This is a genomic window from Litorilinea aerophila (genome assembly GCF_006569185.2).
Taxonomy (GTDB): Bacteria; Chloroflexota; Anaerolineae; order Caldilineales; family Caldilineaceae; genus Litorilinea; species Litorilinea aerophila.
In genome coordinates this window covers 16969-40798 of sequence record NZ_VIGC02000043.1, presented here as the reverse complement: position 1 = coordinate 40798, position 23830 = coordinate 16969, and the positions used below count along the sequence as shown (strand labels likewise).

The following is a 23830-nucleotide window of genomic DNA, read 5'->3' as shown; positions in this document are numbered from 1 at the left end:
ATTCGGTTGTTAATTGATCACATCGTCGTAGAAAAGGATGCCATCACTATCAAGCACATCGTCCCCACCGACGATAATTGTCGATTGTTACCAGGACGTAGACCCACGCAGATGAACGCTGATTCGGGTGATTCTCCCCTGCGTTTCTTTGTGCCCCTGCGCCTTTGCGTTAAAAATGCCCTTCTTGCAGGGGAGTCCCACAATACAACGTAACTGGCCACGCCTGGCGGACGTATCCCCCTTGGCCACGGTGTTGTTTCTCCCGTGGAGAGTTAAATGAGGACGCTGACTCACGCAGATGAACGCTGATAGGATACTGATTGCCATAATCGGGAGGAAACGTAGGTCGCATTTCCATATGTGACCGCTGCAATACGTGACCGCTGCAAAGGGGATAAGTGGGGCGCTGAGTCACGCTGATGGACGCTGTGATGACTGGGGGGAGGACCTCGGATGAATACGCGGCAAATGGATTCTAGGTGTCTATCAAAGGGAAGAGCAATTTGTCGGAATTATCGGCGGGCGATATGATTGACGCCGGCAGACAACCTTTACGCTTCAACTTGCTTCTGAATCCGATCCATGATTGGCTCTGCTCCACAAAGGTCAAATGAGGACGCTGACCCACGTAGATGAACGCTGATTAGAGCAATTCTCTCTTGTGTTTCTCTGCGCCTTTGCGCCCTCTGCGCCTTTGCGTTCAAAAATGCCCTTCTTGCAGGGGAGTCATAGGTATATACCGACAAACGTATGGTTTTCCGAAATCTACGCTGTTGTGTCCCTGGGGTATTCTCGTCCCTCTCGGTCAAGGAGGAACATCCGTGATACCCCAGGAGACTATAGCCAAATTTCAGAATCGTACCGCCACCGTGGCCGTGATCGGCCTGGGCTACGTGGGCCTGCCTTTGGCCGTGGTCTTCGCGGAGGCCGGCTACCGCGTCATCGGCATCGACGTGGACCCCCGCAAAGTAGACGCCATCAACCGGGGCGAGTCCTATGTGGAAGATGTGCCCTCGGAGAGATTGGCCCGGGTGCTAGAGGCGACGGTCGCCCGGCAGCAGACAGCCTCCGATGGACGGCTATGGACCCACAAGCAGCCTTCGGCGTCCGACGATGGTCGTTCGTCGGTCTCCGGCCATCGTCTATCGTCTATCGTCCATGGTCGTCTTTCCGCCACCACCGACTTCTCCGTCCTGGCCGAATGCGACGCGGTCTCCATCTGCGTACCCACGCCTCTGAGCAAGACCGGCGACCCGGATATCTCCTACATCGTGGCCGCCAGCAAGGCCATTGCCGAGCACCTGCACCCGGGCATGGTCGTCGTGCTGGAGTCCACCACTTATCCGGGGACGACCCGGGAAGTCGTGCTTCCTCAGTTGGAGGCCGGGTATGCGCGCCGGTATGGAGGCGATGGCCCGCGACGGCCGGCCAACGACGAACACCCATGGACGAACGACCAACGACCATCGTTCGTCGGCGAGGCGTTCTATCTCGCCTTCTCGCCGGAGCGGGTGGACCCGGGGCGCACGGACTGGACCACCCAGAACACACCCAAGGTCATCGGCGGGGTGACGCCCGCGTGCCTGGAGGTGGCCATGGCCTTCTACGGCCAGGCCATCGAGACCTTGGTTCCGGTGTCTTCTCCGGATGCGGCGGAGATGGTCAAGCTCTTCGAGAACACCTTCCGCATGGTGAACATCGGCCTGGCCAACGAGCTGCTCATGATGTGCGACAAGTTGGGCCTGAGTCTGGTTTATTCGACAGCACGAGAGTACAGGGATTGTTAATGAGAAAACCGACGCTAAGCGTTATAACACTGGTTTACAACCAAGCTCCTTTCCTTCAGGAGCGCATTCGTTCAATATGTACTCAAACTTTCAAGGATTTTGAATGGATAGTTTTGGATGATTTTTCAACTGATCATAGCGCAGAAGTGCTTCAGCGGGAGTTGAGAAATGTGCCACAATTAAAAAAATTAATACTTCACGATCAAAATATCGGCGTTTACCAAAGTTATGAAGAAGCTCTCTCATGGTGTGAAGCTGATTTTGTTGCGCGGGCAGAAGGGGATGATACTTGCGCTCCCGATTATTTTGAAAAAGCGATTGATTTCTTGGTGAAATACCCAAATGTCAGCTTTGTTCATACAGCTTATCGTATTATTGACTCGGAAGGAGTAGTGAAACGAGTAGTTTATCCGTATAAGTCGACGGGAATAATTCCGGGAACCGAAGTGTTTAGAGATCTAGTGCTTCGAGGAAATCTTATTTGTAGTCCTTCGGTGATTTTCCGTCGCAATCACTATTTTTCTGTTGGTGGTATAAATGAAGGGTGGACATACGCTGGAGACTATGAGTTATGGCTCAAGCTCAGCGCGCAGTATGATGTGGGGTATATCTCGGAACCACTCCTGGATTGGAGAAGGCTGCCCCAGGCAATCTCCAAACGCGGTACAATTTCTCCCGAAGGTGCGACAGAACCATACCGGGTGCTCAATAGTGTGTTCGGCAGTCTCTCTTCCGAGCAAGACCACTTGCGTGCATTGCGAAAAAAAGCTATCCGAGCGTTCTCTACAAAGAGCATGGCTGCAAAGGCATTTTGGTGGTTGGTTTACCGGCGGGAGCCGCGTATGGCATTGGAAATGATGAGGGCGGCAAACCATTATGATCCTGGTGTTTGGCTAAACCCCATATCCTACTTGGCAACATTTCGGCATCTGGTCCCGGCCGCAGTTAGACGAATGCTCAAAGGGTCCGGAGGTGCGATGGATTTCTTGCCGAAGTAGCTATTGCAATCCCATAATGTGTGGTGCAAATGATTCGGCGAATTTTACGAAATTTTACCTGGCTATCTGCTGCTACAGCAATTGAACTGGGATTGAGTATGATCGTGACCGCTGTATTAGCACGGCGGTTGGGGCCAACGGGTTTTGGACAGTATTCACTTTGGCTCGCATTTATTGCTTTTTTTACGCCATTGTACGATTTTGGGTTAACACCTTTCTCCCTGAGACAAGTTGCCCAGAAACCTGAAGACACCGCTCGTTACCTGAGAACCGCCATTGCAACGAAAGTCCTCCTCAGTTTGTTTGGACTATTAATCATTATCGGTATTGCCTTCAAGCTAGACTATTTTAAAAACACGCTCTTAGGTGCAGCATTTGTGTTATTGGCTGTTTCTCAGATTGCGAAATCCTTTGCTCTTCTGAACCGGGCAGTATTTCGTGCACACGAATGGATGCATTTGCAAACCTATATCGGTGCAATCAGCAATATTGCTAGATTATCGCTGATTCTAATTGTGATTTTGATTCGTCCGGATTTGCTGATGATCTGCCTCGTTCTGGCGATAGTGAATCTCAGCGAGGTCTTAATCTCGTCAGTGTTAATTCGAAGACGAACCCCGCAACTGTCATCAGTAGCTCTACCCCACAACAGTAAATACAATATTCGTCAATTGCTTAAGCAGTCTACGCCCTTTGCTCTCTACGATATGTTTAATGGCATGTATATGCGTGCCGACACTGTTCTTTTGGGTATATTTTCAGGTGTTCAGCCGGTTGCCTGGTATTCATCGGCCTACAAGCTCGCTACGCTTGTTAGCCTTCTCCCGCGTACATTGATGGACGGGATTTACCCTATTTTATGCAAAGAATCATCGGAGAGAGTTTACCAATTGGTCCGCAGACTCTTGCTTATTCTGATGGGTATAGCATTTCCCATTAGTTTGAGTTTGACCGTTCTTGCGCCTGAGATAATTCAACTGGTGTATGGATCACAGTATACACCTGCAGTTTTAGCGTTGCAGATTTTAGCGTGGGCAAGTTTTTTTGTGTTTGGTAGCAGTCTATTGCTGGCAACATTAAACGCACTCCATTCCGAAAATACCGTTGCTAGAATTATGAGTGTTATTGGCGTGGGCGGCTTGATTAGTTACGCGTTGAGCATTCCTAAGTGGGGCTATATCGGAGCCAGCATCGTTTCCACCGGGATAGAATTCGCCGGGTTTTTGCTAATGGTTATGGTGGTCCAGCAAAAGTTCAAGCGACAGATGATTTCATCAGGAACCAGTTTGCGACTTCTGTCTATTTGTGGAATTGCCCTTGGGATCAGTTGGTTGGGTGTCAGGCACGCGTCAGCATTTCTCGTTTTGTCACTGGTCCTGCCAGTATATGTATTTTGTTTTGTATTTGTGCTTAAGAACGATGGTTGGATACCCGAGGGATCAATGACATTCCTCCGTTCTCTTCTCGCGTTTCAGCGCTAAACAGAAATGTCCACTATCTTTGCAGTTTTCGGCTCTCCCTCCTGAGGAATCGGCGTTCAGCGACGAGCGCTACCTCTGGTGCTAGACAAAAAGTGCAAACATAGTAAAATGCTCGATACTCTTCAGGTTCCTATTTTATTCAAGCATGCTCGTTGGATATTAGTCATTGTAGCCTTCTTTTCGATACTTGTGTTCGAATCGTCATCTTGGCTAATTGCCTGTGCATGGACTAATGTCACTAATATTTTTCTGAACCACACGGTTTTTGCATCTCCAGAAGTATCCGAGCAACAGCAGTGGAGGCGGATTGAGTCTTTATTCCAGCAAGCTCTCTTTTTTCATCCGACAAACCAGTCTGCGAAGCGTGGAATGGTTATTGTTTTGGCTCTCCAAGGAAATGTGGAAAGTGCGGCAGAGATATGGAGGGAGTTCGGCAATACTGATTTGCCTATTATTGCGTCTGTCAGCAGCATAATGGAAACGGCCGACCCAAAAGCCACGATTGATTTTTGGCGTACGGTCGGCACTACAGGACAGCGATTTGTCGATGTAGGAAACAAAGCACTGGAAAATGGACCGTTCGAGGTCGCTGAAAAGTGGTATCTACAGGCGACAACTGTAGAACCTGATTTAGCGGATGCCTGGTTCAGTTTAGGGATTCTTTATGAGCGTCATAACATGGCGAAGAAGGCAGATCTTGCATACCGGCGTGCTTCTCGGTCTAGTAAGTTTATAACGATTGGCAAGAGTAGTCCTTTTTGCAGACGAGGATGGGTGAATTTGGAATTGTATAGCCCTCCAGACCTGAAAACCGCTTTGGCTGTGTATGACAGAGCAACTACTCTAAATGATTTCGCAACGGATAAGGAAGCTGCTGACTGCTATTTTTATAAAGCTGAGACACTGTCCCGGATTGATATGGCAGCTAACCTAGATACGATCGTCCTGCTTTCTCAGCGTGCCATTCGCATCAACCCACAACACATCTTATCAAGGGTATTGCTTGGAGTTGCTTATATGAAGCAAGGCAGATTTGTCGAAGCGGAGAGTGAATTTGTACAAGCAATTGAGATTTCCCCTAAATATTCTTGGGCATATTATTATTTAGGACAAGTGTATGAGCAAAGAGGCGAAATCAACCAGGCGTTTGAGTTGTACAAACAGGCTCTGGCAATCAACCCCCAGCTTACATCCGCTAGGGATAGATTGGCAGTACTTCAAGAGATAATAAACAGCAGGTGAAGACTGAATGACAATCATCTATCTTGCTCTAGGGGTCATATTCATAGGCATTGGGATCGGACTTAGTAAAGCGTTCTATGCTCAAATTTTCTCCCCAATATCGGCCTACGCGTTACCATTTGGTTTTGCTTTTTTATTGATGGCTTTGCCTATTATAAACTATCGGCCTCTAAGCCCTGGGACCCTACTTGCGTTATTTTTACCCCTGTTGGCGCTTATCTGTGGCGCTTTCTTAGGGGGAATAGTTTCAGGCAGACAAAAATCAGGTATTATTAGTGATACCGGGCCTCGTTTATTGGCGAACAAGGTTAGGCGCATTCTTTTGCTGACGTACTTGTTTGCTAGCGCGGGCTTATTACTGCAGTTTTACTATATGGCACGCAGTTTTGGGGGGATTTCGGCGATCGTTATGCAACCTACGGTGATTTATCATACCAGAGTGCTCTATGGATTTGATTTCCCTTCATGGGTTGGTTATCTTGTGTCCTTATCCTATTGTGGCATGTATTTGGCGGGCAGTTATACTGCTTTAGCAGGGTGGCGTAATTGGTATTCGATCTGGACGGTGCTGATTGTAGTAGGTGTTGCATTGTCCTCAATGGGTCGGGCAAGCATTTTATGGGCGGGGTTGTTAATATTTAATGGTAACTATTTAACTCACCTGGTATTGGGCAAGGCCCCTAAGCTGCGAATTTCCGTGCGAAAACTAATTACATACTTGATTTTAATTAGTCTTATTATTGGGGCCACAATATATATTCGCTTAATTCGAGCTCAAGACAATTTTGAGAGCACACAGACAAGAATTGGATATGCGGTTAATCCAGTTTTTCTGCAAAATGATTCAACCCTTTTGCGCGGCATCATCCATACATACCTAAACTTTACTGGGCCAATTCCTGTGCTGGGAGAACGTATCGATTATCCTGACCCGCAATTAGGTTACGGAGTCAAAACCTTCAATGCCTTATTCCGCATGGTAATTCCTACCGTAGGGCGATATGGCCCTATCCGTGAATCTTCTGTATTGCCAGGCTTTAATGTATTTACGGCTATTGGTGACTGGTTTTATGATTTTGGCTGGATAGGGATTCTGTTCATTCCTTTTGTAATGGGAGTATTGTCGAGTTGGTTGTTTTATAAAGCCATCCGTCGCTCAATCGGGTTTTGGCAAATGGGCTTACTGGCATTTTCGTTGCTTTGGCTTGAGTGGGCCATCTTTTTCAGCATGACCTACCAGGGATTTTTCTTTATTGGTCTTGCATGGCTCCTTGTTGTCTCACACGGCGTAAAATACTTGCGTATACCCATTCGTCGACAGCACTCGGTCAGGCTACGGCATTCTCATCTTTATTCAATCCCACTAACTATGCAAAAATGAAATGTCAACAAAATCCCGAAATGTTTTATTTTTGTCATATGAATCTCCTTGGCCTGCATTCAGCGGCGCTGCATTGCGTACACTTGGCCTTCTCAAAGAATTGAATAGGGCCTATTCAATTGAAATGATCCTTTTGACGCGCAAGCCGTTGACTTCAAAGCAGCGCACAACGCTTGAGAAGTACGCGGAAACGATCGTCAGAGTAGCCCTCCGTGATGTGTCACGGCGAGACAAGATAAGAGCTACCGTTTCCATGTCGATCTATGGCTATCCTTACCACAATGCCGTCTTGTACAATTCGTTAGATGGCGTTCCTGATGTACTACACAGAATTATTACATATCCGGGCGTGGTTTTTACCAATGTTGGCCACTGGGGTTCGATAGTGCGTAATCAGTATAGTCCCAACTGGGTCCTTAACCAGTGTGATGCCGAGGTGGATTTCTGGCGGGTTTACGCCTCACAAGCGATGAGCACTACTCATCGTATTCTTGCCTGGATTAACTACCAGCTCGCAAAGCGGCATTTCCCGCCTATCTACAATAATGTGGGCAGGATCATCTCCGTTTGTGAGGAAGATCGTCAACTCACACGAGCTTTAGCCCCAAACACCCCGATTGACGTCATCGAGAACGGCGTGGATTGTAGCTACTTTACTCCTCGACGTGCAGCTCGTACTGGCCCTCCCCGTCTTTTATTTACAGGCACTTCTGCACCCCGCAATGTAACTGCTTTGAGAGGGTTTGTGCGCAACATATTCCCACTGGTGAAACGACAGTTGCCCGATACAGAGTTGCTAGTTGCGGGCAATTTTAGCCCGGCAGCCCAGGCTGAGTTTGCTGATGTGCCGAATATACGATTTACGGGGAGAGTGGACGATATCCGTCCTTACTTCGACCAAGGCGATGTGTACATTGCGCCATTTGCAGAAACCCATGGCTCGAAGCTTAAGATAGCTGAAGCCATGGCCATGGCCATGCCTATTGTCTCCACGCCACAAGGTGTGCGCGGTTTTGCACTTGTAGATGGGGAATCAGTACTGATTGCTCGAAACAATAACGAGTTCGCAGAACATGTTATTTCGCTCATCAAAGACCCCGCACATCGGAAACAACTAGGAGAAAATGCTCGTGAAGTAGCATTGGCAACAATTGATTGGCCGGTGCTTGGCAGAAAGCTCATTCGTATTGTTCAGAAGACCGTGGAGTCATTAGAAACCACATGAATATCTGGTTAGTCCACGTGGGCGAACTTCTTCCTATTGACGGTGACGTTCGCCTATTTCGTTACGGAATTCTGGCCAATATGCTAGTTGAGCGTGGACATAGGGTTACCCGTTGGGCGCCTACCTTTATCCATGCGTATAAGCGCCAACGTTCGGAGCGCGATGCAAGCATCTGGGTTAACCCCAATTATCGCATTGAACTAATTTATGCAAAGGGCTATGACCGGAATGTTAGCCTACAGCGGGTTCGTTTTCATCGCCAATTGGAACGTGGTCTTCGGCGACGCATGTTTCAGGAGCCTCCGCCCGATATTATTCTTGCCGGCATCCCGACGCCAGGTATGTGTTTTATCGCTCTCCAATATGCCCAGCATTATGACGTTCCTTTTGTAATCGATGTTCGAGACCTTTGGCCGGATATCTACCTAACCCTCTTGCCCAAGCACTTACGTCCAATAGCTCGACCGGCGTTATTCTTTGCGGAGCGCACGAACCGTAAATTATTTCGGGGAGCTTCCTCTATTATCGCTGTATCGGAGAGCTACTTGAAATGGGGGCTTCGATACGCCGGAAGACAGCGACAATCAACCGATGTGGTATTTCCCTTAGGATACCCCAAACCCAGTTTCCCTAAGCGAGTAATTGAGCAAGAGAAGCGGCAACTGATTGGGGCTGGTGTCGATCCAGAGAAAACAATAATTTGTTTTTTTGGTCAGTTTGAAACTAGTTATGACCTGGAAACAATCATCGACGGCGCACGCTTACTTCAGGAACGCGGAGTCAATGACGTTCAATTTGTGTTTTGTGGTAGCGGATCTAAGTTTAAATTGTTGCGAAAACGTGCGGAGGGCTTGCAGAATGTGGTGTTTCCAGGATGGATATCCGCACAGGCTATCTCGGCACTCTTACAGTTATCAAAAATTGGTTTGGCACCCTACGCTGCCGGAGCGCTTCAGAGTTTGCCCAATAAACCTCTCGAATATCTGTCTGGTGGTCTCCCCGTGCTATCTAGCTTGACGGGAGAGCTGCAAGAAATTCTTGAACAATATCGAGCCGGTTTAACATATCGAGCTGGAGATGTGACGGATTTCTTGGTAGTTTTAGAGCAATTAGTTGGCAATCCAAATTTGCGTAGCCAAATGGAAGAGAATGCCAGGCGTTTGTTCGTAGAGCAGTTCTCTGTAGAGAAGATCTATCCCGCGATGGTGGATTATCTTGAGCAAATTGCGACGAGTACTTTCAAAAGCAGGAGTCTGGCATGAATGTGAAATTAGGGAGTTCGCATGAGCACTGTGAACTCTTTTTCTATAGAGGGCGTGTCGCTCTATATGCCATTTTGAGATCGCTCGGAGTTGAAGATGGAGATGAGGTTGTTGTTCAGGCCTTCACCTGTGTTGCTGTTCCTGAGGGGATTATGGCAACTGGAGCGCGTCCGGTGTGGGTGGACATTGAGGCGAATGGTTACAATATCGATCCCGAGGACCTACGGCGAAAATTAACATCTTGCACGCGAGCGATCATCGTTCAACACACGTACGGCATCCCCGCAAATATGGAGGGGATTCTAGCGGTTGCAGAAGAAGCAGAAATACCGGTTATCGAAGATTGTTGTCACACATTGGTTTCAACTTATAAAGGCAAACAGGTTGGTAGCTTTGGCGTTGCTAGTTTCTATTCATTTGAGTGGGGGAAGCCAATTGTTGCCGGTATTGGGGGAAGCGCTGTTGTCAACGATCCTGTGCTATGCGAACGCTTGCATGATGCGTATACGAATTATCGGGTACCAGGAATCATAAAGGCCGTGCGCATACAATTGCAATATTACGCATTCGGTTTACTTTATAGACCACGCCTTTACTGGCCAGTGCGAGCTTTGTTTCGGCGACTTGGCGCCATTGGATTGGCGGAAAGCAACTATAATCCAGTGAGCAGTGACAACATTGCCGAAGATTTTAGCCTGCGTATGATTCCCTCCCTGCAAGAGCGATTGAAAAGGAAATTAGCAGGCATTGACGCTTATACACAACACTGCCGAAGAGTCGCAGACGAGTATCGAAAACGAATCCGATCTGACGCTATCATTCACCCTGTTTATCCCGATGGTGTTGATGTTGTGTTCGCCCGTTACCCTCTTCGTGTTAGCAACAAGGTGAATCTCTTGAAAGCCGCCAGGAAGGCCAATGTCGAACTGTCGGATTGGTATACAACTCCTGTGCACCCCTTGCAAGGCGACGAACTGAAGCTCGTGCACTATGAGCCAGGATCATGCCCAAACGCAGAGAAGCGCTGTGAGGAAGTTGTTGCCTTGCCCACGCATTCAGCGGTGAGCACTCGCGATGTCAATCGGGCTGTCAATTTTTTGAACTCAGTAGGGGAAGGATGATCGAATATCAGACTTCGAGTTTTAGCCAAGATGAAATACGACAGGCGGCCCAAATCCAAATACAAGAATTGCCACAAGGATTTCTCAGTTCCCTTGGTGAAAAACCGTTGGCTTTGATCTTTGAACATGTTGCCACCAGCCAGTTTGGGGTGATGGTTATCGCTAAGGAATCGAGCAATAACCGTGTCATTGGTTACGTTTTTGGTGCAACAGACACAGGACAACTATATAAAGATTTTTTAATCAGGCGCACATTCCAGGCTATTCGCTATTTCCTGCCTAAGCTCCTTTCTTGGGATCGTATAACGAAGGCTATTGAAACACTCTTCTACCCCGCTAGAAAACAACAAAAGCGACAAGATCAGGAGGAGTGCAAGGCCGAATTGCTTGATTTGGCCGTTGTTCAAGATTATCATGGCAAAGGCATTGCTCAGCATTTGTTTGGGGAGTTTGTTGAGCAGCTTCGCGAGAAGGGTGTTGGTTGTTTTGATATTCCAACTACAGCAGGTTTAGATCGTGCCCATCGTTTTTATGAAAAGATGGGTGCTATCAAAGTAGGTTCGGTCATTGTTCATGAGGACCGACCTACTTATATCTATCGTTACATTATCCAAACAAGAAAACATGGGTGATTCTATGCGCAATGTTCCATTTTTCAATTACCCTCACGTTTTTATCTCTCGTGAGGAGGAGTTTATCGCCATCATCCGCGATGTCGGTCGCCGGGGCGCCTTCATTATGCAAAAGGACCTGGCCGACTTTGAACGCCACATTGCCGATTACGTGGGTGCAAAGTACGCTGTTGGTGTAGCCAATGCCACCGATGGGTTGCATCTGGCCGTTCGTGCCGCAGGGATAGGTCCTGGTGACGAGGTTATCTTTGCATCACACACCATGGTGGCTACGGCTGCAGCTATCTATTTTGCCGGCGCAACCCCCGTGCCGGTAGACTGTGGCCCCGATCACCTGATCGATCCGGAGTCGATCGAGGCGGCGATTACACCTCGCACCAGGGCCATCATGCCCACGCAGCTGAACGGACGCACGGCAAATATGGACTTCTTGCAGGCGATTGCCGATGAACATGGACTCATCATCATCGAGGATGCTGCTCAGGCTTTGGGCTCGAAGTTCAAAGGGCAATGTGCGGGCACCTTTGGGGTGGCCGGTGCCATCAGCTTCTATCCGGCCAAGACGCTGGGCTGTTTCGGCGATGGCGGCATCGTTTTTACCAATGACGATGAGGTATATGAGAAGTTGATGCTGCTCCGCGACCATGGCCGAGACGCCTCAGGCGATGTGGTGATGTGGGGGTTGAATTCCCGATTGGACAATCTTCAGGCGGCTATTCTGGACTACAAACTTACTTACTACGACAAAGAAATCGCCCGACGTCGCCAGATTGCCGGCATGTACCAGCAGTACCTGGGCGACGTTGCAGAGTTGGTGCTGCCTCCCGCTCCGGACAGCGACCCGGATCACTATGATATCTTTCAGAACTACGAGATCGAGGCCGAGCGCCGGGATGAACTACGGGCCTATTTGAAAGAGCATGGTGTAGGTACGCTGATCCAATGGGGCGGCAAGGCGGTGCACCAGTTCGAGAAACTGGGTTTTGATGTGCAACTTCCAAACACCGAACGCCTCTTTCAGCGTTGTCTGATGTTACCTATGAACACGTCACTCTCAGATGAAGACGTACTGTACGTCAGCAATACCGTGCGCAAATTCTACGGATATCCGCAGGTGTCGTTATGAGCGTAAAATCACTCGAGAATCTCTCGCTTGAGGAACTGGCACATAAGATCCGCCGGCATACCATCGAGATGACCCACCGGGCCAAGGCCTCCCATGTGGGTTCTTCGCTTTCCATGGTCGAGTTATTGGTTGTGCTGTATACAAAAATCCTACGCGTGGACCCTACGAACCCTGACTGGCCCGAGCGGGATCGCTTCATCCTCAGCAAAGGGCATGGGTGCGCTTCATACTATGCTGTCCTTGCGGAGATGGGGTTCTTTCCGGTGGAATGGCTGGAGACGTTCTATCAGAATGGCTCTCGCCTGGCCGGGCATGCTACCCATACCTACGTACCCGGTGTTGAGATATCTACGGGCTCTCTAGGGCACGGCCTTTCCGTGGCCGCAGGCATGGCCCTGGCCGCCAAGCGCGATGGGAAGAGCTATCGGGTTTTCTGCATGCTCAGCGATGGTGAATGCGATGAGGGGTCTGTCTGGGAGCCAATCCTGTTTGCACCTCAACATCGTTTGGATAATCTGATTGCTATTGTGGACTACAACAAGATCCAGAGCCTGGGCAGAGTGGAAGAAGTGATTGATCTGGCTCCCCTGGCAGACAAATGGCGTTCTTTTGGTTGGGCTGTACGCGAGGTGGATGGGCACAACTTTGGCGAAATTGAGGCCGTGCTCAGCCAACTCCCCTTTGAGCCTGGCAAACCCAGTTGCGTCATCGCCCATACGGTGAAAGGCAAGGGTGTCAGTTTCATGGAAGACAAATTGCTGTGGCACTATCGGTCTCCCCAGGGAGATGAATACGAAGCTGCCTTGGCAGAACTGAATGGACACGATCATGAGAACCGCATTCATTGATACATTGTTTGAACTGGCCAAAGAAGACCCCCGCATTGTCTTGGTCGTCGGGGATTTGGGCTTCGGCGTTGTCACCCGCTTTATGGAAGAACTTCCCGATCAGTTTGTAAATGCCGGTGTAGCAGAACAGAACATGACCGGCCTGGCTGCGGGGATGGCTCTGAGCGGGAAGATCGTCTTCACCTATTCCATCGCCAACTTCCCTGTACTACGCCCTCTAGAGCAGATTCGCAACGACATCTGCTACCACAATGCCAATGTGCGTATCGTGCCTGTTGGCGGTGGCATGGCGTACGGCTCGCTAGGACCTTCGCACCATGCTACAGAAGACATTGCCGTCATGCGCGCCTTGCCCAATATGGTAGTGATAGCCCCGGGAGACCCTGTGGAGGCCCGTCTGGCTACAAAAGCCCTGATTGAGCACCAGGGTCCGGCCTACTTACGGCTTGGTCGGGCAGGCGAACCGGTTGTCCATTCCTCGACGCCGGATTTCGAAATCGGCAGAGCGATCACGGTGCGCCAGGGAAGTGATATCACCCTCATCAGCACAGGTGGCCTCCTCCACGAAACAGTCCAGGCAGCCGAACTGCTAGCCGAAACAGGCATCCAGGCCCGTGTGGTGAGCATGCATACGGTGAAACCCCTGGATACCGAGGCTGTACTCGCCGCTGCCCGGGATACCGAGGGTGTCTTTACGGTTGAGGAACATAGCGTGATCGGCGGCCTGGGAAGCGCAGTGGCCGAGACGCTGCTTGAAGCCGGTGTGTATCCCCGCTATTTCAAACGCATTGGGCTCAACGGTGAGTTTTCGTCGCTTGTAGGGACCCAGGAGTATCTGCGGGCTCAATATGGCTTGGACGCCCCAGGCATTGTGGCAACTGTGAAACAGATCCTGGGGATTGAACCGGTGAGTATAATCCGAGCAAGAGGATAGTCATATGGCCAAACGGTTGTTCGATATCACCGTATCCTTGTTGGGTCTGATTGTTGCCAGCCCAATTCTGATTCCTGTCATCATTGCGATCTGGCTGCAGGATTTCCATTCGCCGTTTTACGTTGCCCCTAGAGTGGGTAAAGACGGCAAACTCTTTCGCATGGTCAAGCTCCGTTCCATGGTGGTTAATGCAGACAAGGTCGGTATCGATTCCACGTCGGCGCGTGACCCACGTATTACCCCGGTTGGCCACTTCATCCGGCGTTATAAATTGGATGAACTTTCCCAACTTTGGAATGTGCTCAAAGGCGATATGAGTTTGGTCGGACCACGTCCCCAGGTGCAACGGGATGTGGCGCTGTATACCGAGGTGGAAAAAGGCCTGTTGCGAGTCAAACCCGGTATCACAGATATCGCCTCCATCATATTCGCGGATGAGGGAGATATTCTCAAGGATAGTGAGGATCCGGATCTGGACTACAATCGGTTGATTCGCCCCTGGAAGAGCCGTCTGGGGTTATTGTATATCGACTATCGTTCTTTCTTGTTGGACTTGCGTCTGATCTTTCTCACTGCTTTAGCCATCGTATCCCGCGAGAAAGCGCTGACCGGGGTTCAACGCATCCTGGACGAACTCGGTGCGGATGAACAATTGAAGCGCATTGCTCGCCGGCAGGAAAAACTCGAACCCTATCCTCCCCCCGGTGCTACTGAAATCGTTCAGAGCCGCTGAATCCAACTCTCCCTGCTTTCTCCGTCATGCCCGAGGCCCCCTGGGGACGCAGCAACCGCTGGCTCACGGTCATCACCGTGGACCCAGAGCGGTTCGGCGCCACCCGGGAGGAGATCCGCCTGGCCCTGGAGGCGGCGAACATCGAGTCTCGCCCCGTGTGGAAGCCCATACACCTGCAGCCCGTCTTCCGGGACTGCGAGTACGTGGGCAACGGTGTGGCCGAGGAGTTGTTCGAGAAAGGACTTTGCCTCCCCTCCGGCACGGCCATGGCGGACGCAGACCAGAGGCGGGTGGTGGAGGTCATCAGGACACAGAGGAAGAAGGAATAGGACGCAGATGCACGCAGGCTGCGCACGCAGATTTTTTTACGCCTTTGCGCCCTGGCGTCTTTGCGTTGGATTGATAGAGCAGATGCACGCTACAGATTCCTTCTTTTCTTTGCGCTCTTGTATTGCCTTTCGCTATTCGATTGTTGGTGTGCGACTCCCTTGACAAATATGAGAACATCTTTGCGCTCTGGCGTCTTTGCGTTGGATTGATAGAGCAGAGCATACCGAGCCGTTCCTCCTTGGTTTCCGATTCTCTTCCGGCTATAATGACCACAGCGGGTCCAGGACCTACTGTTGACTGTGTGGCTGAGCCCCTTGCCTTGGTTGGTGTTCTAACGAACTTTGCTGGGGCCCCATTCGAGCGCCACAGAGTCATCCGTCTGGGCTGCCGATGGCTGGTTGATCGGTTTGATCGGCTGCAAGCATCTGTTGCCTGTTAGGATCATCTTGACAGGCCATTGTTCTTTGAGGAGATAGGTTGCATGCGCACGACAATCACGGTTTCCGAGGAGATTATTCGTCGTCTGAACGATCTATCCATCGCACAGGCAGACGATATCGAGGCGAAGCTGAAGCAGTTGCTGGTCGCCGAATATCAGCGTCGTCTGGCCCGTTACCGGTTAACAAATCAGCGTCTTTCTGAAAAATACGGGATGACATTTGAGGAGTTTGAGCGTCGGCAGATTACAAAACAGCGGGGATATTCATGGGAGGTGGAGTCAGATGCCATGGCCTGGGAGACAGCCATTGATGGAATCCACACCATACAGCAACAGTTAGCAGACCTTGAAGTACTCCAGGATGAGAATTGAAGAGCTTCTCGCCGAGGCCCAAGAGGCACAGGAGCAGATTTGGTTTGTACGTGCTCTCAACGTGGCGGAACGAACCAATGCGACGGTTACTGTGCGTTTGTCTCTCACGCCCGATCTATTCGTGCAGGTTTTCCTGAGTGAACGAAGTGGCCGTTTGAGTCTGGCCTTGATTGGTCCAACAGGACGTCTCTATGGGCGGGATCGAGAACATGGTGTGTGGCATCGGCATCCTTTTGAACAACCTGACCATCATGAGCCAACGCCAGAAGGCATGTCATCCCGACCGATCCACCAATTCCTGGCTGAAGTTGAACAGATTCTTCTGGATAATAATCTTATCTGATGGTCGGATGAAGCGCCAGGTATCGACTTCCGGGAGCCGGTTGGGCGCGAAGCCCCCTGGGGACGCAGCAACCGCTGGCTCACGGTCATCACCGTGGACCCGGCGCGGTTCGGCGCCACCCGGGAGGAGATCCGCCTGGCCCTGGAGGCGGCGAACATCGAGTCTCGCCCCGTGTGGAAGCCCATGCACCTGCAGCCCGTCTTCCGGGACTGCGAGTACGTGGGCAGCGGCGTGGCCGAGGACTTGTTCGAACGGGGCCTCTGTCTCCCCTCCGGCACAGCTATGGCGGACGCAGACCAGAGGCGGGTGGTGGAGGTGATTCGGAGGCAGATAAAAAACGGTTAGGACGCAGACTTCATGAACGCTGTGCACCCTGAGGAATAAAAATCGGAACGCAGATGAACGCAGGCTTCGCACACAGATTTCTTGGCATCTTTGCGTTGGATTTATAGAGCAGATTCCTTCTTTTCTTTGCGCTCTTTGCGTCTTTGCGGTGAGATTGATAGAGTAGATTTTTTGCTCTGATCTGCGTTTTTCTGTGTGTATCTGCGTCCCAATTTTCTTGGATGCAGATTTTTTTCTCTAATCTGCGTTACTCTGGGTATCTCTACGGTCGTATTCAAATATGAGAGGAACGGGATGGGCGGGCCGTACAAGCACCAGGCGCTCACGGACCGGAGCTTGAGGGCGTTCGACCAGGTCTACAACACCCTGGGCTACGGCTTCCTGGAGAAGGTCTACGAGAACGCGTTGGGGCTGGAGCTGAGGAAGGCGGGGCTGGCCGTTGTGTCCCAGGCGCCCATCCAGGTGTATTATGCCGGACAGGTGGTCGGGGAGTACGCGGCAGTTCTGCTGGTGGAGGACGCAGTCATCGTGGAGCTCAAGGCGGTGCGTACCCTGGCCGCGGAACACGAGGCCCAGTTATTGAACTATCTGAAGGCGACCCGGTATGAGGTAGGCTGCTGCTCAACTTTGGGTCGACACCACAGGTGAAACGGAAAGCCTACGACAATGCCCGCAAAGGCGGTCTCTCTTGGGTAGGACGTTGAGAGAAGGGAGATACGCAGATTTTTTGATTTTGATCTGACTCCTCTGCAAAAAGGGCATTTTTCAACGCAAAGGCGCAGAGGGCGCAAAGCCGCAGGGAAACACAGGAGAGAATTGCTCTAATCAGCGTTCATCTGCGTGGGCCAGCGTCCAAATTTGACCTTTCTGCAGCGGAGTCTGATCTGCGTTTTTCAGCGTGTATCAGCGTCCAAACTTTCTGGCACACAGATGGACGCAGGCTGCGCACGCAGATTTTCTGATTTCGATCTGCGTTTTTCCACGTCATCAGCGTCCAACAACCATTTTCCAGGAGAAAATCAGGTTTAGGATATCTATGATTCAGCTACTTCGTCACAGCCCACGGTCACTCCTTTCTCTGCGCAATCGTCACTTTTTAGGCCTGGATCTGGCCATGCTCTCATTCACTCCCTGGCTGGCTTTCTGGTTACGGACCGATGGACTCACCGTGACCCCCACCGGCTGGTTCAATGTTTGGTCTGCCTATGCGGCTGGGCTCTTTGTCTACACCGTCCTGGCCCTGATCATTCGAGTGGCAGCCTTTTATCATTTGGGACTCTATCGAAGATATTGGCGTTATGCCAGCATCGAAGAGCTGGATCGTATTGCCCTGGCCGTCTTGATCTCCAGTGTCCTACTTTTCGGTCTCGTTCTCCTTTCCCATCAGCCCTGGATCGCGCGCACCAGGTTTCCCTTATGGAACTTTCCCCGTTCGGTGGCGATCATTGACGGGCTGTTGGTCTTGGTTTTAGTAGGCGGAACCCGGTTCAGTGTTCGTTTGGCGGCTCGGGCACTGCGTGCCGAAAAGAACGGTCCTGTGGAGCGGGTTGGTATTATGGGCGCTGGAGATGCAGGGGCGATGCTGGTGCGCGAGATGAAGCAGAACCCCCGATTAGGCATGGAGCCGGTCTGTTTTTTCGATGACGACCTGGGCAAGCATGATGTCCGCATCCACAATGTGCCGGTCCTGGGCGCGCGACAGGATATCCCCCAGGTGGCCCGCGAGTATAAGTTGCGTCGTATCATTATCGCAATGCCCACTGCCCCGGGTAAGGAGATCCGGGAAATTGTCCAGATCTGTGAAGATGTGGGTCTGCGGACTCAAATTTTGCCCGGTATTCACGAACTGCTGGATGGCCGCGTTCGGGCGACCCACATACGCAATGTGGAAATTACCGATCTACTGCGTCGGGAACCCGTGCAGACAGACATTCAATCTGTATCCCAGATGCTTCACGGCCGTCGGGTGCTGGTTACCGGCGCCGGGGGATCCATCGGCAGTGAGTTATGTCGTCAGATCTGGCGTTGCGCTCCTGCTGAGCTGATTCTTTTGGGCCATGGTGAGAACAGCATCTTTGAAATTCACAATGAGCTACAGGCCCTGGCACGCCGAGGGGATGATGCTCCGCGGTTGCACGCGGTGATCGGGGATATTCGCTTTCCCACCCGTATGGAGGCTATTTTTCAGCGCTATCGACCTGAAGTTGTCTTTCATGCCGCAGCCCACAAACACGTCCCTTTGATGGAAGCCAACCCTGTAGAGGCAGCCACCAATAACGTCCTGGGGACTCGTAACGTGGTGCGGGCTTCCCTGGCCGCAGATGTGGAACGTTTTGTGCTTATCTCTACCGATAAGGCGGTCAACCCTACCAATGTGATGGGGGCCAGCAAACGGGCTGCAGAGTTGGTGGTATTGCATGCAGCTCTAAAAAGTGGCCGGGCTTACGTGGCCACACGCTTTGGCAATGTATTGGGGAGCCGGGGAAGTGTGTTGCTTACCTTCCGGAAGCAGATCGAACAGGGAGGCCCCATTACGGTAACCCATCCGGATGTGCGACGTTATTTTATGACCATTCCCGAGGCCGTGCAGCTGGTCCTCCAGGCCTCTGTTCTGGGGAAGGGAGGCGAGATTTTCGTCCTGGACATGGGGAATCCGGTAAAGATCGTGGATCTTGCCCGGGATCTGATCCGCCTCTCTGGTTTGCGTTTGGGGGAGGACATCGACATCCAATTCGTGGGGCTGCGTCCCGGCGAAAAGCTCTTCGAGGAGCTCTTCATCGAGGGAGAGGAGTACCGGCGTACGGCCCACGCCAGCATCTTCATCGCGGCCAATGCCAGCGGTTTCGTGCCCTACCGCCTGGATGAGGAGTTGGCCCTCCTGGAGGAGGCAACTCGGCGGGACGATGCCCAGGCTGTCCGGGAGCTATTGGGCCACCTGGTCCCTGAGTATCGCATTCAGGTCACTGCGGCGGAGTGAGCGACACGTCAGATTATTGACTTCCCTGCAAAAAGGGCATTTTTGAACGCAAGGGCGCAAAGGCGCAAAGAAACGCAGGAGAGAATCGCCCGAATCAGCGTTCATCTGCGTGGGTCAGCGTCCTCATTTGACCTTTTTGCAGTAGAGCCATTATTGGGACGCAGATGTACGCTGACTGCGTACACAGATTTTGAATTTTTGATTTTGATCTGCGTTTTTCTGCGTAAATCAGCGTCCAAATTTTGAGAACGCAGATGAACGCAGATGAACGCAGGCTTCGCACGCAGATTTTTATCCTCGTTTCTCTGTGTTCATCTGCGTCCCCCTCTCCTCCTCTTTGAGTTCCCATGCGCTTAACCCCGCTACCAGCGCCAACAGATACCACCAGGCGAAGTTCGGTTTTGAGCCCATGGCTATGGCATCCAACTGGCTATAGACTGCCTGCCCTACCAGACTACCCAATAGCCCAATGGACCATACCCGAGGTAGGCCCCGGGGATGATTCCAGTGACCGAACAGGATCCCCAGAGCAATTAAGTAGAGCGCCAGCACAGCGATCAGGCCGGGCAGACCGAAGTCCAATGCTGTCTGCAGAAAAAAATTATGGGCATGTGCGATATCGGTATCCGGTGGAATGAGAAAGAGTGGATAGAGTACATGGACAATGTGCCGAAAAGTTCCCAAGCCCATACCCGTGAAGGCAAAATCCTGGATGCCATAGAGAGCCCGGTTCCAAATTTCGATACGGCCAGCCAGGCTGACTGTCCCTGTCACCGGGCTGACGATTTCGGCAGAGGGGCCGTCAAGCAGCGATTGGAGCTGTTCCCAGGGCAGTAGAAGGGCGGCCATGAATCCGGCGGCGAGGAGCGTCAACAAGATTTCTCGAGCCCTGGGCAAGGCCAAAATGAGCATCAACCCCACCCCCACGGCAAGTCCCAAGAGGCTGGCCCGTGATTGCGTGGCGAGGAGGAGCATACCCAGGGTGATTGCGAGCGCCCCCGTCACGAGCCCAATGTGCCAATTTCGTCGTCGTACTAACAGATACAGGGTCAATGCACCTAGCAAAGGGGTAAAAAAGAGCAGTGTCCCTCCAACCTGGTTGGCATTGATGCCCGCCTCCGCCCCTGGAAGGCGCAGGAGTTGAGGAGGCATGTGGTTGATTAGGAACTGTAAAATGGGCAACTTCCGGGACCATTGGGTGCTCACCAAACTGATGCCAGCGATGGCACAGCCACTCAAGACCAGGCCTGCAGTACTGAGCCAGAATAATTCTTCTCGTCGCCGGCTATGGACAGCGATGATCCAAAATAGGCAGAAATTCCATATCAGGATGTATGCACGGGGGATGGAAAATTCTTCTCTTAAGGGCGGCGGCGAAGCCCACAAAGATATGGGTAACATGACCCCCATAAGCAGAAAGAGCGGCCAGTCCATGGGGGTGTAACGTATAAAATAACCTAATTGAATTCGACGCCATAGCCAGCCCAATGCCAGAAATCCAAAGCTGAGGTAGATGGCCCATACAGGAAACAGCTCGGGAAAATAGAGGGCAGGCGCTGCGAAGAGTAGTAAAGCCAATTCCGTTGTAAAGGTACTATCCCAATAACGCGTTAGCATCTGATACAAGCTTCTATGTTGATGACCATTCAGGTTGTATTTTCAGGCCCTGTGCCCCTCGGCACAGATGTCGACCAGGCTCATTCACAGGGAAATCCCTTCCTTCTCGATGACCTGCCACAAATGGGGCGGGCATCGTTCGGCCATGACCAGGTCCACCTCAAATCCAGGCGCCAAATCTTGCAGGCGGGCGACGGCGGTGAAGAAGTCGGCTGGCGCCAGCCCCCAGGCGGCCAGGTCCACGTCGGAGGTGGGGGAGAACCAGCGACCGTGGGCCAGGGAGCCGAAGAGGACAACCCGGGTGGCGCCGAACTGCTCTTTTAACAGCGCGGCCGCCCGTCGGGCCAGCCCCCAGGCTTCCTCCCATCGCCGGGTCCGCTCCTCCTGCTCCCTGGCCCAGCGTTGGCGGGCCGTGGCGCGGTAAGCGGTGAGAGACTCTGGCGGGATATTCCGGGCAGTGGCCATTGGGGGGGCTCCCTATCCTGTCGCCTTCAGGAGGCTATTCAGCCCTTGGGTAGAGCTGACGCAGCTCTTCCGGGCTGTTGACGAACTCGATGGCGTCGGCAATGGTCTGCAGAACGTTCACATCCTCGATGGGGGCGATCTCCGCCATCAAGGCGACGCCGGCCAGGCCGAACTTGAGCTTCAAGGCCAGCCGGATGCCGGTGAGCAGCCCTTGACGTAGCCCCTGCTGCTCACCCTGCTGCAGTCCCTGTTGCAGTCCCTGTTGCAGTCCCTGTTGCAACCCCTGCTCAATCAATTCCTGGGCAATGGTTCCCATCAGTCCACCTCCTTGAGGCAACACGATCTCCAGCGCCTGGCGCACATCTTCCACAGTCACATGTCGCCCTGCTGCTGTAATGTAGCGCAGCAACGTCTCCAAAGATCCCAATCCTGACGTATGTTCATGCAAAGTATACCACAGCCGAATCACCTCCGGCAGGTGGGTGCGCAGTTCGGGACGGAAGATGTACTTGAGCGTCAGCAGCCCCGCGGCCAACACGGCCGTCGCCTTGAGCTCCTCGTCGCTGTAGGCGGACAGGTCGCTCAGATGGTAGTGAAACTCCGGTGTGTAGCGCCGCAGCGCTTCGGGCAGGTCGAACAGCACCTGGAAGTTGGTGGCGATGCGCCAGCGCACAGGGCCGTGATAGACCACCACCGGAAAAATCGGGTGCATCCGCCCGCGCTGGCGCAGCATCGACTCCCAGCCCTGCACCATGTAGCGCAACACCTGCAACCCAACCAGCGGGTCGATGCGGCTCTTGTGCTCGAAGAGCACGCACACGAAAAGCGTATCCTCCCCTTGCAGCGGCGCCTCGAAGATCAGGTCGGAGAAGTGTTCTTGCAGCGTTTCATCGACGAAGGAGTCCTTCACCGGCTGAAGCTGATCCAGGTCAAGCAGCTCGGTCACCGCGGCAGGCAAAAAATGGCGGATGAAGGTCTCTGCCGCGCCGGGCTGGCTTAACGTCTCTTTGAAAAACTTGTCGTGGGGATTGGCAATCTCGGCCATAGATGTCGGAACTTCCTTGGTCTTAGTCCCCCAGGACCGCCGCCACGGCCACGGTTACCTCAGGAAACGCCAGGGGGGCCAGCCCCTGCCCCCGTCTGTACGCCGGCACGTCGCCCGCCGGGACGGCCCTGACGCCTACAGCAGCCGTTGGCGCAGTTCGGCCGGAACCAGGGGCTGCAGGTGGGGGTAGGCTTCCAGCAGCCGGGCAATGTCCGCCAGATCTTTCTGCCGTTTGCTGGCCCGTCGTTCCGGGTCCAGCGCCGCCCAGACTTTCCCCTGCAGGGTGTCCTCCAGGCTGGCCACGGGCAGGACCAGGCCAAGCACTTCCTGGGGAGCGGCCCGTTGGGGAAAATCCGCATAGCGTGGATCCATCTGGATCTGAACTCGCAAGTCTGAACCTTGAAGGGAGACGTTCAGGCTGTGTGGAAAGCGCCTGACAGTAAATTCCTCTGCCAGCAATCGCTCCAACGTTTCCAGCTGGTCGACTGCCACGACCAGGTCCAGATCCAGGCTGACCACCGGTTCCACGTAGGCGTTGACGGCCTGGCCGCCCACTACACAGAAACGAATGTGATGGGTGGTCAGGAGCGCAAGCACTCTTTCCAGGAAGTTGGACTGATCCATCATAATTGCTTTCCAGTAAGTCAGGGCCCGCATGGCTCCACCTCCAGGTTATTCTGGCTTCCCGGTGAGCAACGCTCGGATCCAGGTGACCGCCTCCCGGGCCAGGGCCACGGCGCCTGCCGCCGCTTCCTGGGTGAACACTTCGGCTGGGATGCCGCCAGGAAGGCCGTTGGGATAGCGAGTGGGGATGTAATAGTTGCCTGGGCCAACCAACGTTCAGCTAGATCCAGGTCCACATCAACTTTGAGGCGTTGGCGCAACTGGGCGCTGCGGGTCAAGAAGTCCTGCCGGGAATCCATCACCACCAGCAGGTCCAGGTCGGTGAAGAGATTCCGATGCCCGGCCGCATAGGAGCCGAAGAGGATCACCCGCTCCACCTGGGGCATCTGGCGCAGTTGCCCCAGGATCTGCTGCAGGGCTTCCTCCAGGCTGGCGACGTATGCTGTGCGCTGTTCAGCCAGATGGGCGTCCGTGTCCACGGCTAACTGAGCTGTCTCCTGGAT

Annotated in this window: 24 protein-coding genes and 1 pseudogene; 20 read left to right on the top strand and 5 right to left on the bottom strand. The window is 52.5% G+C overall.

The annotated features are described in order from the left end of the window. The 20 genes and pseudogenes from FKZ61_RS22215 to FKZ61_RS22120 all read left to right on the top strand — a co-directional run. Positions 1-213 (top strand): hypothetical protein (locus tag FKZ61_RS22215; protein WP_211358691.1); only part of this gene is annotated, 213 nt, incomplete at its 5' end. A gap of 608 nt (positions 214-821) precedes the next feature. Continuing rightward, a pseudogene (locus FKZ61_RS22210) lies at positions 822-1751 on the top strand (nucleotide sugar dehydrogenase); the annotation flags it as partial. Between the two features lie 35 nt (positions 1752-1786). Next, positions 1787-2785 carry a glycosyltransferase gene (locus FKZ61_RS22205; RefSeq protein WP_141612342.1) on the top strand — a complete coding sequence of 333 codons (999 nt, stop codon included), beginning with the start codon at positions 1787-1789 and terminating at the stop codon, positions 2783-2785. 29 nt (positions 2786-2814) lie between these two features. Next, the gene (locus tag FKZ61_RS22200) at positions 2815-4266 is read left to right on the top strand and encodes a flippase (RefSeq protein WP_141612341.1); all 1452 of its coding nucleotides are present in this window, start codon (positions 2815-2817) and stop codon (positions 4264-4266) included. Positions 4267-4374: 108 nt separating this feature from the next. Beyond that, positions 4375-5508 carry a tetratricopeptide repeat protein gene (locus FKZ61_RS22195; RefSeq protein ID WP_229964360.1) on the top strand — a complete coding sequence of 378 codons (1134 nt, stop codon included), beginning with the start codon at positions 4375-4377 and terminating at the stop codon, positions 5506-5508. 7 nt (positions 5509-5515) lie between these two features. After that, entirely contained in the window at positions 5516-6889 is a 1374-nt protein-coding gene (locus FKZ61_RS22190; protein ID WP_141612339.1) for an O-antigen polymerase, read from the top strand. Position 6890: 1 nt separating this feature from the next. Continuing rightward, positions 6891-8114 carry a glycosyltransferase gene (locus FKZ61_RS22185; protein WP_141612338.1) on the top strand — a complete coding sequence of 408 codons (1224 nt, stop codon included), beginning with the start codon at positions 6891-6893 and terminating at the stop codon, positions 8112-8114. Then, positions 8111-9376: a glycosyltransferase family 4 protein gene (locus FKZ61_RS22180; protein ID WP_141612337.1), complete on the top strand. Its 1266-nt coding sequence runs from the start codon at positions 8111-8113 to the stop codon at positions 9374-9376. Before FKZ61_RS22185 ends, FKZ61_RS22180 begins: the two co-directional genes overlap by 4 nt. Further along, positions 9373-10497: a DegT/DnrJ/EryC1/StrS family aminotransferase gene (locus tag FKZ61_RS22175; RefSeq protein WP_141612336.1), complete on the top strand. Its 1125-nt coding sequence runs from the start codon at positions 9373-9375 to the stop codon at positions 10495-10497. The genes FKZ61_RS22180 and FKZ61_RS22175 overlap by 4 nt, the downstream gene beginning before the upstream one ends. Then, a complete protein-coding gene (locus tag FKZ61_RS22170) occupies positions 10494-11129 on the top strand; it encodes a GNAT family N-acetyltransferase (protein WP_141612335.1) in 636 nt (211 codons plus the stop codon). Before FKZ61_RS22175 ends, FKZ61_RS22170 begins: the two co-directional genes overlap by 4 nt. 4 nt (positions 11130-11133) lie before the next feature. After that, positions 11134-12255 (top strand): DegT/DnrJ/EryC1/StrS family aminotransferase, encoded by a 1122-nt coding sequence (locus FKZ61_RS22165; RefSeq protein ID WP_141612334.1) that lies wholly within the window; start codon positions 11134-11136, stop codon positions 12253-12255. Beyond that, on the top strand, positions 12252-13103 hold the full coding sequence (locus FKZ61_RS22160) for a transketolase (protein WP_141612333.1): 852 nt from the start codon (positions 12252-12254) through the stop codon (positions 13101-13103). The genes FKZ61_RS22165 and FKZ61_RS22160 overlap by 4 nt, the downstream gene beginning before the upstream one ends. Next, the gene (locus FKZ61_RS22155; RefSeq protein ID WP_229964359.1) at positions 13072-14037 is read left to right on the top strand and encodes a transketolase family protein; all 966 of its coding nucleotides are present in this window, start codon (positions 13072-13074) and stop codon (positions 14035-14037) included. Before FKZ61_RS22160 ends, FKZ61_RS22155 begins: the two co-directional genes overlap by 32 nt. 4 nt (positions 14038-14041) lie before the next feature. Next, positions 14042-14770, top strand: coding sequence for a sugar transferase (locus tag FKZ61_RS22150; protein ID WP_141612331.1), 729 nt, complete (start codon positions 14042-14044; stop codon positions 14768-14770). Then, entirely contained in the window at positions 14767-15099 is a 333-nt protein-coding gene (locus FKZ61_RS22145; RefSeq protein WP_326838578.1) for a DegT/DnrJ/EryC1/StrS family aminotransferase, read from the top strand. Before FKZ61_RS22150 ends, FKZ61_RS22145 begins: the two co-directional genes overlap by 4 nt. Before the next feature lie 482 nt (positions 15100-15581). After that, a complete protein-coding gene (locus tag FKZ61_RS22140) occupies positions 15582-15911 on the top strand; it encodes a hypothetical protein (RefSeq protein ID WP_141612329.1) in 330 nt (109 codons plus the stop codon). Beyond that, entirely contained in the window at positions 15901-16254 is a 354-nt protein-coding gene (locus FKZ61_RS22135; protein WP_141612328.1) for a hypothetical protein, read from the top strand. Before FKZ61_RS22140 ends, FKZ61_RS22135 begins: the two co-directional genes overlap by 11 nt. Positions 16255-16275: 21 nt before the next feature. After that, the gene (locus FKZ61_RS22130; RefSeq protein WP_141612327.1) at positions 16276-16599 is read left to right on the top strand and encodes a DegT/DnrJ/EryC1/StrS family aminotransferase; all 324 of its coding nucleotides are present in this window, start codon (positions 16276-16278) and stop codon (positions 16597-16599) included. Between the two features lie 294 nt (positions 16600-16893). Further along, positions 16894-17247, top strand: coding sequence for a GxxExxY protein (locus FKZ61_RS22125; RefSeq protein ID WP_229964358.1), 354 nt, complete (start codon positions 16894-16896; stop codon positions 17245-17247). A gap of 250 nt (positions 17248-17497) precedes the next feature. Then, on the top strand, positions 17498-19576 hold the full coding sequence (locus FKZ61_RS22120) for a polysaccharide biosynthesis protein (protein WP_141612326.1): 2079 nt from the start codon (positions 17498-17500) through the stop codon (positions 19574-19576). Between the two features lie 291 nt (positions 19577-19867). Here the strand turns inward: FKZ61_RS22120 and FKZ61_RS22115 are convergent, their stop codons facing one another. The 5 genes from FKZ61_RS22115 to FKZ61_RS22095 all read right to left on the bottom strand — a co-directional run bounded on the left by FKZ61_RS22115 (position 19868) and on the right by FKZ61_RS22095 (position 23806). Next, on the bottom strand, positions 19868-21193 hold the full coding sequence (locus tag FKZ61_RS22115) for an O-antigen ligase family protein (protein ID WP_141612325.1): 1326 nt from the start codon (positions 21191-21193) through the stop codon (positions 19868-19870). A gap of 84 nt (positions 21194-21277) precedes the next feature. Continuing rightward, positions 21278-21658 carry a nucleotidyltransferase family protein gene (locus FKZ61_RS22110; RefSeq protein ID WP_141612324.1) on the bottom strand — a complete coding sequence of 127 codons (381 nt, stop codon included), beginning with the start codon at positions 21656-21658 and terminating at the stop codon, positions 21278-21280. Positions 21659-21692: 34 nt separating this feature from the next. Next, positions 21693-22703, bottom strand: coding sequence for an Rpn family recombination-promoting nuclease/putative transposase (locus FKZ61_RS22105; RefSeq protein ID WP_141612323.1), 1011 nt, complete (start codon positions 22701-22703; stop codon positions 21693-21695). A gap of 135 nt (positions 22704-22838) precedes the next feature. Then, the gene (locus FKZ61_RS22100) at positions 22839-23360 is read right to left on the bottom strand and encodes a nucleotidyl transferase AbiEii/AbiGii toxin family protein (protein ID WP_141612322.1); all 522 of its coding nucleotides are present in this window, start codon (positions 23358-23360) and stop codon (positions 22839-22841) included. Continuing rightward, the gene (locus FKZ61_RS22095) at positions 23348-23806 is read right to left on the bottom strand and encodes a nucleotidyltransferase domain-containing protein (protein WP_141612321.1); all 459 of its coding nucleotides are present in this window, start codon (positions 23804-23806) and stop codon (positions 23348-23350) included. Before FKZ61_RS22095 ends, FKZ61_RS22100 begins: the two co-directional genes overlap by 13 nt. Positions 23807-23830: the final 24 nt, after the last annotated feature.

Excerpts from the sequence above, each read along its gene's own strand:
- FKZ61_RS22205 (WP_141612342.1), top strand. The coding sequence starts at position 1,787 with ATGAGAAAACCGACGCTAAGCGTTATAACACTGGTTTACAACCAAGCT.
- FKZ61_RS22200 (WP_141612341.1), top strand. The coding sequence starts at position 2,815 with ATGATTCGGCGAATTTTACGAAATTTTACCTGGCTATCTGCTGCTACA.
- FKZ61_RS22195 (WP_229964360.1), top strand. The coding sequence starts at position 4,375 with ATGCTCGATACTCTTCAGGTTCCTATTTTATTCAAGCATGCTCGTTGG.
- FKZ61_RS22190 (WP_141612339.1), top strand. The coding sequence starts at position 5,516 with ATGACAATCATCTATCTTGCTCTAGGGGTCATATTCATAGGCATTGGG.
- FKZ61_RS22185 (WP_141612338.1), top strand. The coding sequence starts at position 6,891 with ATGTCAACAAAATCCCGAAATGTTTTATTTTTGTCATATGAATCTCCT.
- FKZ61_RS22180 (WP_141612337.1), top strand. The coding sequence starts at position 8,111 with ATGAATATCTGGTTAGTCCACGTGGGCGAACTTCTTCCTATTGACGGT.
- FKZ61_RS22175 (WP_141612336.1), top strand. The coding sequence starts at position 9,373 with ATGAATGTGAAATTAGGGAGTTCGCATGAGCACTGTGAACTCTTTTTC.
- FKZ61_RS22170 (WP_141612335.1), top strand. The coding sequence starts at position 10,494 with ATGATCGAATATCAGACTTCGAGTTTTAGCCAAGATGAAATACGACAG.
- FKZ61_RS22165 (WP_141612334.1), top strand. The coding sequence starts at position 11,134 with ATGCGCAATGTTCCATTTTTCAATTACCCTCACGTTTTTATCTCTCGT.
- FKZ61_RS22160 (WP_141612333.1), top strand. The coding sequence starts at position 12,252 with ATGAGCGTAAAATCACTCGAGAATCTCTCGCTTGAGGAACTGGCACAT.
- FKZ61_RS22155 (WP_229964359.1), top strand. The coding sequence starts at position 13,072 with ATGGACACGATCATGAGAACCGCATTCATTGATACATTGTTTGAACTG.
- FKZ61_RS22150 (WP_141612331.1), top strand. The coding sequence starts at position 14,042 with ATGGCCAAACGGTTGTTCGATATCACCGTATCCTTGTTGGGTCTGATT.
- FKZ61_RS22140 (WP_141612329.1), top strand. The coding sequence starts at position 15,582 with ATGCGCACGACAATCACGGTTTCCGAGGAGATTATTCGTCGTCTGAAC.
- FKZ61_RS22135 (WP_141612328.1), top strand. The coding sequence starts at position 15,901 with ATGAGAATTGAAGAGCTTCTCGCCGAGGCCCAAGAGGCACAGGAGCAG.
- FKZ61_RS22125 (WP_229964358.1), top strand. The coding sequence starts at position 16,894 with ATGGGCGGGCCGTACAAGCACCAGGCGCTCACGGACCGGAGCTTGAGG.
- FKZ61_RS22115 (WP_141612325.1), bottom strand. The coding sequence starts at position 21,193 with ATGCTAACGCGTTATTGGGATAGTACCTTTACAACGGAATTGGCTTTA.
- FKZ61_RS22110 (WP_141612324.1), bottom strand. The coding sequence starts at position 21,658 with ATGGCCACTGCCCGGAATATCCCGCCAGAGTCTCTCACCGCTTACCGC.
- FKZ61_RS22105 (WP_141612323.1), bottom strand. The coding sequence starts at position 22,703 with ATGGCCGAGATTGCCAATCCCCACGACAAGTTTTTCAAAGAGACGTTA.
- FKZ61_RS22100 (WP_141612322.1), bottom strand. The coding sequence starts at position 23,360 with ATGCGGGCCCTGACTTACTGGAAAGCAATTATGATGGATCAGTCCAAC.